This is a genomic window from Chryseobacterium sp. FR054 (genome assembly GCF_056844565.1).
Map to the genome: position 1 here is coordinate 498,024 of NZ_JBXDSA010000002.1, position 12,312 is coordinate 510,335.

13 protein-coding genes and 3 tRNA genes are annotated in these 12,312 nt (G+C 38.9%); 7 read left to right on the forward strand and 9 right to left on the reverse strand.

The features are described from left to right. Nucleotides 1-21: 21 nt before the first annotated feature. Nucleotides 22-1,050, forward strand: a complete 1,029-nt coding sequence (gene hemH, locus AC106S_RS09635) for a ferrochelatase (protein ID WP_482438859.1) — start codon at nt 22-24, stop codon at nt 1,048-1,050. Between the two features lie 63 nt (nt 1,051-1,113). Continuing rightward, nucleotides 1,114-1,788 carry a MarR family winged helix-turn-helix transcriptional regulator gene (locus AC106S_RS09640; RefSeq protein WP_482438860.1) on the forward strand — a complete coding sequence of 225 codons (675 nt, stop codon included), beginning with the start codon at nt 1,114-1,116 and terminating at the stop codon, nt 1,786-1,788. Nucleotides 1,789-1,824: 36 nt separating this feature from the next. Here the strand turns inward: AC106S_RS09640 and AC106S_RS09645 are convergent, their stop codons facing one another. Then, nucleotides 1,825-2,544, reverse strand: coding sequence for a YoaK family protein (locus AC106S_RS09645; protein WP_482438861.1), 720 nt, complete (start codon nt 2,542-2,544; stop codon nt 1,825-1,827). 102 nt (nt 2,545-2,646) lie between these two features. Further along, the gene (locus AC106S_RS09650) at nt 2,647-3,333 is read right to left on the reverse strand and encodes a Crp/Fnr family transcriptional regulator (protein WP_482438862.1); all 687 of its coding nucleotides are present in this window, start codon (nt 3,331-3,333) and stop codon (nt 2,647-2,649) included. 269 nt (nt 3,334-3,602) lie between these two features. On the opposite strand from AC106S_RS09650, the gene AC106S_RS09655 reads away from it, so the two are divergent. Then, the gene (locus AC106S_RS09655; RefSeq protein ID WP_482438863.1) at nt 3,603-3,974 is read left to right on the forward strand and encodes a glycine cleavage system protein H; all 372 of its coding nucleotides are present in this window, start codon (nt 3,603-3,605) and stop codon (nt 3,972-3,974) included. Nucleotides 3,975-4,203: 229 nt separating this feature from the next. Here the strand turns inward: AC106S_RS09655 and AC106S_RS09660 are convergent, their stop codons facing one another. The 5 genes from AC106S_RS09660 to AC106S_RS09680 all read right to left on the reverse strand — a co-directional run bounded on the left by AC106S_RS09660 (nt 4,204) and on the right by AC106S_RS09680 (nt 5,153). After that, nucleotides 4,204-4,458, reverse strand: a complete 255-nt coding sequence (locus AC106S_RS09660; protein ID WP_482438864.1) for a GIY-YIG nuclease family protein — start codon at nt 4,456-4,458, stop codon at nt 4,204-4,206. Between the two features lie 103 nt (nt 4,459-4,561). Then, nucleotides 4,562-4,816: a GIY-YIG nuclease family protein gene (locus AC106S_RS09665; RefSeq protein WP_482438865.1), complete on the reverse strand. Its 255-nt coding sequence runs from the start codon at nt 4,814-4,816 to the stop codon at nt 4,562-4,564. A gap of 50 nt (nt 4,817-4,866) precedes the next feature. After that, nucleotides 4,867-4,940: transfer RNA gene (locus tag AC106S_RS09670), tRNA-Arg, on the reverse strand. A gap of 39 nt (nt 4,941-4,979) precedes the next feature. Next, nucleotides 4,980-5,054, reverse strand: a tRNA-Pro gene (locus AC106S_RS09675). 14 nt (nt 5,055-5,068) lie between these two features. Continuing rightward, nucleotides 5,069-5,153 (reverse strand) — tRNA-Ser (locus AC106S_RS09680). Nucleotides 5,154-5,288: 135 nt separating this feature from the next. Between AC106S_RS09680 and AC106S_RS09685 the strand changes: the two genes are divergently transcribed. The 4 genes from AC106S_RS09685 to AC106S_RS09700 all read left to right on the forward strand — a co-directional run bounded on the left by AC106S_RS09685 (nt 5,289) and on the right by AC106S_RS09700 (nt 9,869). Then, nucleotides 5,289-6,314, forward strand: coding sequence for an N-acetylmuramoyl-L-alanine amidase (locus AC106S_RS09685; protein ID WP_482438866.1), 1,026 nt, complete (start codon nt 5,289-5,291; stop codon nt 6,312-6,314). A gap of 69 nt (nt 6,315-6,383) precedes the next feature. Further along, nucleotides 6,384-7,784: an aspartate ammonia-lyase gene (gene aspA / locus AC106S_RS09690; protein ID WP_482438867.1), complete on the forward strand. Its 1,401-nt coding sequence runs from the start codon at nt 6,384-6,386 to the stop codon at nt 7,782-7,784. 75 nt (nt 7,785-7,859) lie between these two features. Next, entirely contained in the window at nt 7,860-8,714 is an 855-nt protein-coding gene (locus AC106S_RS09695; RefSeq protein ID WP_482438868.1) for a glycosyltransferase family 2 protein, read from the forward strand. Between the two features lie 114 nt (nt 8,715-8,828). Continuing rightward, nucleotides 8,829-9,869 (forward strand): hypothetical protein, encoded by a 1,041-nt coding sequence (locus tag AC106S_RS09700; RefSeq protein ID WP_482438869.1) that lies wholly within the window; start codon nt 8,829-8,831, stop codon nt 9,867-9,869. 69 nt (nt 9,870-9,938) lie between these two features. On the opposite strand, the gene AC106S_RS09705 is transcribed toward AC106S_RS09700, so the two are convergent. Together AC106S_RS09705 and AC106S_RS09710 are read right to left on the reverse strand one after the other, a co-directional pair. Further along, on the reverse strand, nt 9,939-11,438 hold the full coding sequence (locus AC106S_RS09705) for a lipopolysaccharide biosynthesis protein (RefSeq protein ID WP_482438870.1): 1,500 nt from the start codon (nt 11,436-11,438) through the stop codon (nt 9,939-9,941). 9 nt (nt 11,439-11,447) lie between these two features. Further along, nucleotides 11,448-12,242 carry an FkbM family methyltransferase gene (locus AC106S_RS09710; protein WP_482438871.1) on the reverse strand — a complete coding sequence of 265 codons (795 nt, stop codon included), beginning with the start codon at nt 12,240-12,242 and terminating at the stop codon, nt 11,448-11,450. Nucleotides 12,243-12,312 lie beyond the last annotated feature (70 nt).

The window sequence follows — 12,312 nt, forward strand, 5'->3', positions numbered from 1 at the left end:
ATTAATAAAAAATAAATAACATTGGCTGAAAAAGGAATCTTATTGATCAATCTTGGTTCTCCGAGATCCACGGCGGTAGAAGATGTAAAAGAATATCTGGATGAATTCCTGATGGATGAAAAGGTAATTGATTACCGGTGGATTTTTCGGGCACTGCTGGTGCGTGGAATTATTTTAAAGACCCGCCCGGCAAAATCCGCAGAAGCTTATAAAACGGTATGGACCGACGAGGGATCACCTCTTATTGTGATAACAAAAAAGATACAGAAAAAGCTGCAGAAGATTGTGGATATACCGGTTGAGATTGGTATGCGGTATGCTGAACCCGGTATTGAGACAGGCATCAGGAATCTTGTTGAGAAAGGCATCACGGAAATTGTGCTGTTTCCCCTTTATCCGCAATATGCAATGAGTACCACCGAAACGGTGATTGAAAAAGCAGAAGAGATCAGAAAGAAAAAATTTCCCGGTGTAAGAATCAACTATGTGCAGCCTTTTTATAACCGGGATCTGTATACGGACTGCCTGGCCGAAAGTATCCGGGAGAAACTTCCTGAAAATTTTGATGCTTTATTATTTTCTTATCATGGGGTTCCCGAAAGGCATATTTACAAGACAGATCCTACAAAGACGTGTAATATGAACGACTGCTGTTTTAAAGACAGTCACCCCGGTCATCCATTTTGTTACCGGCACCAGTGTTATAATACTACGGAGCGGGTTATCAGAAAACTGGGATTACCAAAAGATAAGGTCATCGTATCCTTTCAGTCCAGATTAGGAAAAGACAAATGGATAGAGCCTTATACAGATCATACTTTGGAAACAATTCCCCAAAAAGGAATTAAAAATCTGGCGATTGTCTGTCCTGCATTTGTTTCAGACTGTCTTGAAACCCTGGAGGAAATTTCCGTTGAAGGAAAAGAGCAGTTTCTGGAAGCAGGCGGCCGGAATTTCACCTATATACCCTGTCTGAATGACGAAGACCGCTGGATTGAAGTCATCCGGACCCTGTGTGAAGAACAGCTCAATCAATTCTATTTAGTATAGTTTTGGTGATATATTGCATGATTTTTTCAGGAATTAGGTATTTTTGTAAACTATTTAACGGATATGAACTATACACTTATTAAAGATTTTATAGACCTTCTGCAGGAGTTTGAAACCGAAGTCCGGGCTTGCCCTGATTTATATCCGGGAACTGTTCAGGGGTTTAAAGAATGGATTTCCGATAAGGAGCAGACTGAACAGGAAAAGGGTTCTGAAGAAGAACCTTACTGGGAGGGTAAAGAAAACGGAAGAACACCGGAAAGTGCCATAAGTACATTGCTTGTTCATCTTAACCGATATGCGAAAACGTACTCAAAGTCTGCCATTTCAGATTCAGAATTCTCTACTCAGGAAGACTTTATTTATCTGATTAATCTGAAGGCTTTTGGTGAAATGACCAAGATGGCTCTTATCAAAAAGAATATTCACGATAAACCTGTGGGTATGCTGATTATTGCCAGGCTTCTGCGCCATGGACTTATTGAACAGACAGACTCTGATCTGGATAAACGCAGCAAACTGATCCGCATTACTGACAGAGGATTGCAGATCCTGGAAAACCAGATGGAAAAGATCCGCCAGGCGACCCATATCGTAGCCGGAAATCTTAATCGCCGCGAAAAGATGGAGCTTATCCGTATCCTGAACAAACTGGACCGTTTTCATTATCCCATTTTTTCGCGAAATATCAATTCTGATCAGCTTATCAGTACAGTATATGATGAATATACGTTTTAAGGATTACCGGAACACTAAATCCGGAGTAGTTTATATTCATCTCAATTTCCTTTTAATATGGTAATATCTTACTGATAACCTGTCATACCACAATGCAGTTAAAAGTAAACATGCGGGAATAACAAGAGTTTTCAACTGGAAATGCTGATAGGTGAGTGCCCCAATGATTCCTCCCATGAAAAAGCAGAAGATGATCATTAATTTTAAAAAAATACTTTTGTTGACTTGCATTCGTTTTGCTTTCTGATGATGAAAAAATAACAGGGATAACTCAATTCCCAGATCTGTAAACAGTCCTGTGAGGTGAGTGGTTCGTACCACAGACTGTGAAGCACGTGTGACGAGGGCATTTTGTAATCCCATAGCAAAAAGTAATGCTGAAGAGATCATCATTGGAGAATGAAGAGGTAATAAGTCAGGTGAAAAGCCAACAAAAATAATAATGACGATTTCAATGGATAAAGGAATTATATAGGAACCGTGAGGTTTATATTTTGCCGTCCATTCAGTAGTTAAGCCTGAAATAAAGGCACCTGACAAGAAAAAGAAAATGTACAGCAAATAAATCAATGCCATTTTGTAATTCTTTAGGAATAGCTGTTCTGAAAAAAAAGCAAAATGCCCCGTTACATTGGTGGTTAAGCTTTTCACAGACAGTACTCCTGTGATATTGACTAATCCGGCAACCCCGGATAACATAGAAGCCAGTTTTAAATTATGGGAAAATTTTCGTCCCTTCCCTTGATGTCTAAACATGAATAGTTGCTTTATGCCAGATTTAAAGTTGAATGTATGGTGGAAAATCATTTCTCATAGAGCTTTGGGAAACCCAACAAAAAGATTTTAGAAGCAGGTAGGCTATCTGTAAATATTGGCTATATGGGTCAGTTTTTCCAAATCCATTAAATGTATTTTTCTTCCTTCCATTACAATAAGCTGTTCTTCCCGGAAATCGTGAAGGATCCGGGCTAATGTTTCACCGGCGGTTCCCACCATACTGGCAAGATCTGTACGGGAAAGGGTGATGTAAACTTTATTTTCCAAAGCATCTGCCTTATATTTTTTATGTAAGATCAGTAAACTGAGCGCAACACGTTCCCTGACTGTTCGTTGAGATAAAACCGTCATCAGATTAGCCATTACACTGAATTCATGACTGAGACTTTTGAGAAGTAGTTTGGAAAATACCTCTGACTTATCAAGAATATTCAGAAAGCTCTCTTTTGAGATGAAAGCAATAACAGAGCCTTCTATGGCTTGCGTTGTATCGCCATAGCAATCATTACTCAATACCGCTGAATACCCAAAAAATTCCCCTGCGTTATAGATATAGATAATCTGTTCTCTGCCGTCATTATCAACTTTATATTTCTTTACCTTGCCCTCTTTCAAAAAAAAAATTCCGTTTGGAATAGTTCCTTCAGTGAAAACAGCCTCTTTTTTACGATAATTTTTAATCTGCATCACCTTCTGAAGCATCTCTTTATCAAAGGGAGGAAGCTCTTCAAAAAGGTATTGATTATTAAAAATAAACTTTGAAATCATGGATTACTAAATTAAGGAATTTTATCTCAATATAAATTTGACTTAAATCAAGTTTATAGACGATATGCGTCATTTCTTCTTTATGGTAAAGCTCCTACTTTTGTGAACATAACCAGCCGGCATCAGCCTATGAAATATTTACAATTTCAACGTTCTCCAAAAGATAAATATTGTGTGAGGGATGCCTGCGCCTGGGCAAAGTATGAATATATACTGAGGATAAAAACGATCACTGAAACCCCGGATAAATTTATTGGCTGACAAATTCTATGCTTGTTCCTAAAAACCTTTACTATACCAGAAACCATTTGTGGTTAAGAAAAATAGGGCTGTATGACTTCTGTACGGGCATTACGGATTTTGCCCAGAAAGAGATCGGTGAAATACATCTGATTGAATTCGGTAAAGAAGAAATTTTTATAACAAAAGAAAGTTCCTGCGGAGCCGTATATGGCGTCAATAAAACTTTTCCGCTTATCATTCCCTGTGATGGCAAAGTTGCGGAAATCAATAAAAATATAGCTTTAAGGCTTTCTCATATCAATACGGATCCTTATAACTGCTGGTTCTTTATTCTTTCAACCTCTGTCTCAACGGATGAATTTTTATCATATGAAGAGTATATGAAAATAGTAAGATGATTCCTATATGGCTTTCATATTGAAAAATTTTACAGATTAAATTACATGGTCTGAATATTATGTATTTTTTTTGGGTATTACTGCATTTGTGGTAATACCTTTTTTATAAGTATAACAGAAACACATGAAACTAATATAAACAAAAAACCTCACAATAAAAATTGTGAGGTTTTTTGTGAGCGCGAAAGGATTCGAACCTTTGACCGTCCCGATTTAAAATCGGGATGCTCTATCTGATAGACTCTTTAATAAGTTTCTTGATTTTGGACTTACTTTTCCATGCTTTTATTTCCCGTTCTCTTTTATATGCCTCCACTTTGGAATTGAAAATTTCAAAATAAACAATAATCCAGTCTTTCGTTTTTGCAGTAAAACCTTTGTGATGTGCAAGATGTTTTCTTAGTCTTTCCTGTAAATCTTCACAGGAATGTCCAACATAATATTTGTCTGATGATTCAGAATAAAGAATATAACAGAAACACATGAAACTAATATAAACAAAAAACCTCACAATAAAAATTGTGAGGTTTTTTGTGAGCGCGAAAGGATTCGAACCTTTGACCGTCCCGATTTAAAATCGGGATGCTCTATCTGATAGACTCTTTAATAAGCTTCTTGATTTTGGACTTACTTTTCCATGCTTTTATTTCCCGTTCTCTTTTATATGCCTCCACTTTGGAATTGAAAATTTCAAAATAAACAACAATCCAGTCTTTCGTTTTTGCAGTAAAACCTTTGTGATGTGCAAGATGTTTTCTTAGTCTTTCCTGTAAATCTTCACAGGAATGTCCAACATAATATTTATCTGATGATTCAGAATAAAGAATATAACAGAAACACATGAAACTAATATAAACAAAAAACCTCACAATAAAAATTGTGAGGTTTTTTGTGAGCGCGAAAGGATTCGAACCTTTGACCGTCTGCTTAGAAGGCAGATGCTCTATCCAGCTGAGCTACGCACCCTAAAAGAGTTGTTTCCGCTTAATAAACAAGCTTTAAAAGTCGGGGCGGCAGGATTCGAACCTGCGACCTCCTGGTCCCAAACCAGGCGCGATGACCGGACTACGCTACGCCCCGAAATATATTTTAAGCGGAGGGTAAGGGATTCGAACCCTTGCGACACTTTCGCGTCGACAGTTTAGCAAACTGCTCCGTTAACCACTCCGGCAACCCTCCTTTTTATTTGTTTTTTAATGACCGCTGTTCCGTTATTGCGAGTGCAAATATAGAACAGATTTCTTTATTTACCAAATAAATTTCAAGAAAAATTTGTGTATTTTTGAGGTAATAAATCATTAAAAAACTAAACTGATGCGTAAAACATTATATATCATCGGATTAAGCACTTTTGTTTTTTCATGTACTTCTCAGCAAAATGTGAAAAAAAGTTCTTACCAGCCGAAAACACCCGTAGTACAGGCAAAACCGCCCGTTAAAACTCCGGCTCCCGAAGCTCCCAAACCTAAAATTATAAACGAACACGGAGTAGAGTTTTTTACAACCAATTTAGCAGACCCGGCAAAAAACGATAATACGGCCAGCTATGGCTCCATCGTTACTGCTAAACCTGCAGGATATAAAGTGGTAAAAACCTATTTCCCCGCCATAGCACAGAATTTCAGACAGCGTTATCTGATCCTTCATTATACAGCCCTTCCGGATGATAAGTCAGTTACAGTATTGACTCAGCAGGGAGTAAGCTCCCATTACCTGGTAAATAATACCGGAGACAATCAGATCTATCAGCTGGTAGACGAAAATAAACGTTCCTATCATGCCGGAGTAAGTGCGTGGAGAAACGATAAAAACCTTAATGATACTTCAATAGGTATTGAGATCGTCAATACAGGTTTTACAACCGATGGAACAGGAAAAAGAGTATTTGCTCCTTTCAGTGATGAACAGGTGAAAAAAGTAGCCGCTTTGGCCAAAGACATTGTGACAAGGTATCAGATCCCGGCAACCAACGTTCTCGCTCATGCAGACATTGCTCCTACAAGAAAACAGGATCCGGGACCTATGTTCCCCTGGAAGAAACTCTATGACGAATACCAGATAGGAATGTGGTATGATGAAGCGGCCAAACAGAACTTCCTTACCCTGGCCCAGACCGACCTGGCGGCTAAATATAACGATGCTTCATTTATCTTTGGAATTCAGACAGCACTTCAGAAGTTTGGATATGCGCTGGAATTCAGCGGTAAATGGGATGATGCCACCAAAAAAACAATAGAAGCTTTCCAGTACCATTTCCGCCCGCAGAATTATGACGGGATCATGGATGCCGAAACATGGGCAATACTTCAGGCTTTAATTCAAAAATACCCAACAAAATAATTTATTAAAGCGCATCGGTTAGATGCGTTTTTGCTATATTTAAACACTAAAAAAGTTAAAACATCTGTAATGGAAAATTTCAGAAAAGAGAGTGACCTGCTGGGAGAACTGAACGTGCCGGCAGACGCTTATTATGGAGTTCAGACCCAAAGAGCAATTGACAATTTTAAAATCTCAGGACAACTTCTGTCTTCATATCCGGATTTTATCAAAGGATTGGCTTTCGTGAAAAAAGCAGCCGCAAAAACCAATTATGAACTGGGACTGCTGGATGAGAATCTGTATTTCAAAATAGCAGAAGCCTGTGATGAAATAGCAGCCGGAAAATACCACGAACAGTTTCCCGTAGACATGATTCAGGGTGGGGCAGGTACTTCAGTAAATATGAATGCCAATGAAGTAATCGCCAATATCGTACTGGAAAAATTAGGAAAAAATAAAGGAGAATATGAATTCTGTTCCCCTAACGACCATATCAACCTTTCCCAGTCTACCAATGATGCCTATCCCACAGGGATCAAAATGGGACTGCTTCAGATGAATGCAGGTCTGGTGGACAGACTTGAGAAAATTGTAGAGGCTTTCCGTGCCAAAGGAAAAGAATTTCAGGATGTCATCAAAATGGGGCGTACCCAGCTTCAGGATGCCGTTCCGATGACTTTGGGGCAGGAATTTGAAGCTTTCGCAGCAACTCTGGAAGAAGATATTTCCAAACTGAATAACAATGCCGGACTTTTTGTAGAAGTAAACATGGGAGCAACCGCCATCGGAACCGGACTGAATGCCCCGGTAGGCTACGCTACTCTCTGTGCCAAAAACCTTGCACAGATCACCGGGTTCCCGGTTATTTCCGCACCGGATCTTGTTGAAGCGACACCCGATACGGGTTCCTATGTAATCTATTCTTCAGCAATGAAACGTCTGGCCGTTAAACTGTCCAAAATATGCAACGATTTAAGACTGCTTTCTTCAGGACCGAGAGCCGGATTATTTGAGATCAACCTTCCGCCGATGCAGCCGGGATCATCAATTATGCCAGGAAAAGTAAATCCCGTTATTCCGGAAGTGGTCAATCAGGTATGCTTTAAAGTGATCGGAAATGATCTTACCGTAACCTTTGCCGCAGAAGCAGGCCAGTTACAGCTGAATGTAATGGAACCGGTACTTTCCCATGCCATTATGGAAAATATCCACTTCCTTTGCAATGCCCTGGATACCCTCCGCGAAAAATGTGTGGTAGGAATTACAGCCAATAAAGAAGTCTGCCTGAATATGGTAAAACACAGCATCGGTATCGTAACAGCCCTTAATCCGTACATCGGGTACAAGCAGTCTACGGCTATTGCCAAAGAAGCCCTGGAAACAGGAAAAAGTGTTTACAACCTTGTTCTTGAAAAAGGGATTCTCTCTCAGGAAAAACTGGATGAGATCCTTGATCCTAAAAATATGCTGAAACCGCATAACAAATAGAAAAATAATCAATAAGTGATAAGCGGAGACCGCCGGTATGCCGTTTATCACTTATTACTCCTTATCCCTAAAATTTTGAGGTTTTTAATTATAATTCCTGCCCATAACGAAGAGGAAAATCTTCCCTTCACCCTGGATGCTCTGCAGCAGCAAAGCTTTAAAGATTTTAAAGTGATAGTCGTTAATGACGGCTCCGCAGACCGTACCCCTGAGATCATCAGAAAATATACGGGCAGCGATTCCCGCTTTGAAACAGTTGATCTTCAGAAATCAGCCCATCAGCCCGGATCAAAAGTCGTGAATGCTTTTAAAAACGGATTACAGACAGAGAATACACAAGATTTTGAGATTATCTGTAAATTTGATGCAGATATTATCCTTCCTGAAAACTATCTGGAATCGGTAGAAAAAGCTTTTAAAAATAACCCGGAATATGGGCTTGTCGGAGGCTTGTTATACGTAGAAAAAGAAGGAAACTGGGTGTATGAGGGAAACTCAAACAGACATCATGTAAGGGGTCCCGTGAAAGCTTACCGGAAAGAATGTTTTCTTCAGATAGGAGGTTTAAGGGAGACCTTAGGCTGGGACAATATCGATTCTATTCTGTTGGAAAAACTGGGCTGGAAAGAAGTGGTTCTCCCCGAACTTCATGTAAAGCTGATCAAAGTAAAAGGTGCAGATTACACCATCAGGCCCGCAGACTATTACGGACGGTATTTCTATTTTCTGGGACTGAACAGGTTTCTCGCCTATATTGCCGCCGCCAAAGAAGCTGCAAAAAGCAGGTCGGTTACCTTTTTCTTCAGGATTACCGGAGCATATGAAAACTGCAGATCCGCAAAGCTGGAACTGAAACTTTCCAAAGAAGAACAAAAAGCCGTCAATGATCAGCGTTGGAAAATGCTGAAGAAAAAATGGCTTAAAATGTAGAATATAACGCGTGAAATTTACAGTCAACACATAACAGTATTCCATAAAACAGGCTTTGGCCCGTTTAAAACAAAATTCCAAAACCTGTCGTCAATCTAATCTTACCGTTTATAAGTGAAAAAAATAGCCTACATCGAAATAGATACCCACGCCGAAATAGCTCAGGCTTTCATGGATATCATGGCAGATTCATCAGATTTTGCAGTAGATTATTATTTCTCAAAAAGAATCAGCGACCGGATCAGCGGAAAGCGTGAACATGTATTTCTGTCAGACAGCTCGATGCTTCTGGAACAGTTGAAAGGAAAAGAATATGATCTCATCATTATAGGAACCGTTCACCGCTATTTCAATACTTTCCTGGCAGTAACCCGTAAATATAACACGGCAGTTATTGTTCATAATATAAACTTTTCACAGTCTTCAAAATGGGCTTTGCTGAAGAGCGTCTTCAGATCGGATATTATTTACAGATTGAAACTTTGGTGGAAAGAAGGTCTGTTTTATTCCTCAAAGGTCTATCAGAAAGCAAAAAGGCTGTTGGTGCTGGATGAAGAACTGTCTTCAGGCCGGCACATATTCCTGCCGCTTTTTTATACCGCAATTTTTGAAAAAACAGATAATGATTATCCGGTAATCGTAATTCCGGGGGGAGTGTCTCAGAAAAGAAGGGATTACAGCCATGTTTTTAATGTTCTTCAAAATTTGAAAACTCAGGAAAAATACGAATTTGTCTTTCTTGGAAAAGCTCAGCATGAAGAATTGGAGCAGCTTGAAAGCCTGTCTGTAAAACTTCCTGCAAATATTATCATCCGGTATTTTCCGGACAGGGTTTCCCATGAGGATTTTGAAAAATGGATGCAGAGAGCAGATCTTTTATGGTGCCCGATCCGGCAGAAAACCGAGTTTTTCAGCCTTGAGGAAACGTATGGGTCAACAAAAATGACCGGGAATCTTGGCGATGCGGTCAGGTATGGAAAAATAGCTGTCTTTCCGGAAAATTACCCTTCCGGGCCTGAATTTATTATCCCCGAAAAAGAAGATATAATCAGTCAGCTCTCAGAAATAAAACACATACAGTTTGACTTTCAGAAAAAGTACAGCAAAAACTCCGTTCTGGAAAGCCTGGAAAATACCCTGAAAAACCTTCTTTAATATCAGTTTCAGGTAGACGCTGGTCTTTATAATTTCAAAAACTTCCCTCCTCCGGCTTCTTTTCTCTCCCTATTTAAACTTAAAAATACTTTTAATAAATTTCATATTCAGGTAGTCCTCGATCGGGAAAATCTTGGTGAAATAATTTCCGATATAGATCAGGATCAGGACAACGGCCGGTTTATAGACCAGGTTGATGAAATTGCTGTTGAAATTCGGAAGAACGATGGCTACGGTAATAGCCAGGGTGCAGATAATCGAAACAAAAATCATCTCAATAGTAAGGGGTGATACCTTAAAGACAATATAATTGAAAATGATCTTAACAACATTGTAAGTCGTAAGTGAAATCGCCGTAGACAGAGCTATTCCGATCAGTTTCAGTTCCGTGTTTTTTATAAAATAATAATTCAGTCCAATAGTTAAGCCTGCCAGCAAAAGCATCACCAGGATATTGAAACGGTAATATTTCGAAAGAGAAATAATGTTTCCGTTGAATCCGGTGGCAAGATCCAGTAAAACCGCAGAACCCCATATCCAGACTACCGGTTCATATTCCCGGAGCATGGTTCCGTTCTTAGGCATAAATTGCGTCAGATAGGGAAATCCTACCATAATACAGGAGAACAGCACGGCACCTAAAAAGTACAGCGTAAGAGAGGTTTTTTTATGGAACTTATCCAGAGCTTCCATGTCACCGTCAGCAAGGTTTTTACTGATAATAGGAGCGGAAATATTGAACAGCCCCAGCTGCGGGATAGAGATCAGTGAGATCAGGGCATATAAAACAGAATAAATTCCGTTTTCCTCCATTCCCATAAATTCTCCGATCATAAAGCTGTTGATGGCCAGATAATTCCCAAAGGTTCCCAGAAAACCGAAAAAACAGTAATTGAGAAATTCTTTCCAGAAATTATCCTTTTTAAAATAGCCCGTATCAAGATCAAAATGTATTTTTTCAAGCTTATTCGTATAATAAACATATCCTAAAAGCATCAGAGCAAACATCCCGAAAAAAAAGATAAAGGCAATACGCTGTGAAATAACCTGTCCGTACTGTAAATACGTAAAGTAGGAAAACAGCAGAAAAGCTCCCAGATTGGCTATTTTCGGAAAAAGGTTATCAAAAATATTGGAAACCACGATCCTTTTATAATTGGATACGTATTTATTGAAAATCGCACAGAGCGATAAAATCAAAATCAGGGGAAGGATGATTTCTTTGATCTTCCAGGCTTCCGAATGAAAAAACTTCGGATAAAAATAAGGAATAACAAAAAATACAACAGAAAATAACAAAAAATTAATGAGTATCGTAACGAGGGATAAAGACAGCATATTCTGATTTTTACCGTCTTTCTGTAAAGAATTGAAATATTTTACATTCGCATAGGAAATTCCGAAAACAACAAAAGGGACAAGCATTTCTGCGGTCTGCATACTGTATCGCAGTTTTCCGTAAAATTCAAAATCGCTCGGAAAAATGAAAATGGCAGATACCGTACCCAGCAAAAAACCAATATAACCTATGATGGAATATTTGAAGCCTTGTCTCGCTACTACACTCATAATGTCTTTTTAGTGGTTTTTAGGGATGAAAATGATATTGTTGATATAGTTGGTTTTGTTTTTTTCATCATGGGTGTTGTGCAGCAGGATCTGTTCTGTAAGAACTTCCAGCATAAAGTTGCTTCTGTTGAGGTACCGGGCTTCGTAACCCCAGCTTTTCACTTCAGAAATATCATTCCATATCGGGCTTTCATGGTGTCTCTGTTCCATTTCTACCATCAGGGTAGGGTAGAACTGCTGGATGGTTTCCTTAGCTCCTGAAAGGGTCTTCATCTCGTTTCCTTCCACATCTATCTTGATGAAGTCCAGTCTGCTGAAGTGTTCTATGGCAGCCCATTCGTCCAGCTTGATGACTTTTACCTTTTCAGTATAGCTTTTTTCTTCCCCTTTTTCTTTATATGAAGTATTTAAGGTTCCCCGGGAAGCAATCATTTTGCCGTTAATCACAGGAACTTTAAATTCTGCCATAGTGTTTTCGTCAGAAAGAGCTAAAGGCAGTACCCGCATGGTAGGGAATAACCTTTTTAAGCGGCGGCAGAGCTTTTTGTTGGGTTCAAAAGCATAAATGTTTTCAGGATTCAGCTTGTCTTCCAGTTGATAAAGGAAAGTTCCGACATTGGCGCCAATGTCCAGTATCACGGCGTTTTTAGGAAGGTATTCCTTAATCCATACCAATTCCGGTTCTACATTCCGCTCGGAAAAATTATCTTTATTAAGATTATTTAAGGTCTTGAAATACCTTTTCTTATAAAAATCCGGGCTTATATATTGTAGTTTTTCTGCAATTCTCTGGTATAAAGACATCCTTAATTGTTTGACGAAAAGCAAAGATAAGCAAAAATGTTAAACTAATGTTAAAAAATAATAAATATAA

What these genes read in the sequence shown, in the direction of transcription:
- AC106S_RS09640 (WP_482438860.1), top strand. Translation starts at nt 1,114, where the DNA reads ATGAACTATACACTTATTAAAGATTTTATAGACCTTCTGCAGGAGTTT.
- AC106S_RS09685 (WP_482438866.1), top strand. Translation starts at nt 5,289, where the DNA reads ATGCGTAAAACATTATATATCATCGGATTAAGCACTTTTGTTTTTTCA.
- AC106S_RS09710 (WP_482438871.1), bottom strand. Translation starts at nt 12,242, where the DNA reads ATGTCTTTATACCAGAGAATTGCAGAAAAACTACAATATATAAGCCCG.
- AC106S_RS09705 (WP_482438870.1), bottom strand. Translation starts at nt 11,438, where the DNA reads ATGAGTGTAGTAGCGAGACAAGGCTTCAAATATTCCATCATAGGTTAT.
- AC106S_RS09645 (WP_482438861.1), bottom strand. Translation starts at nt 2,544, where the DNA reads ATGTTTAGACATCAAGGGAAGGGACGAAAATTTTCCCATAATTTAAAA.
- AC106S_RS09650 (WP_482438862.1), bottom strand. Translation starts at nt 3,333, where the DNA reads ATGATTTCAAAGTTTATTTTTAATAATCAATACCTTTTTGAAGAGCTT.
- AC106S_RS09665 (WP_482438865.1), bottom strand. Translation starts at nt 4,816, where the DNA reads ATGTGTTTCTGTTATATTCTTTATTCTGAATCATCAGATAAATATTAT.
- aspA (WP_482438867.1), top strand. Translation starts at nt 6,384, where the DNA reads ATGGAAAATTTCAGAAAAGAGAGTGACCTGCTGGGAGAACTGAACGTG.
- AC106S_RS09660 (WP_482438864.1), bottom strand. Translation starts at nt 4,458, where the DNA reads ATGTGTTTCTGTTATATTCTTTATTCTGAATCATCAGACAAATATTAT.
- AC106S_RS09655 (WP_482438863.1), top strand. Translation starts at nt 3,603, where the DNA reads ATGCTTGTTCCTAAAAACCTTTACTATACCAGAAACCATTTGTGGTTA.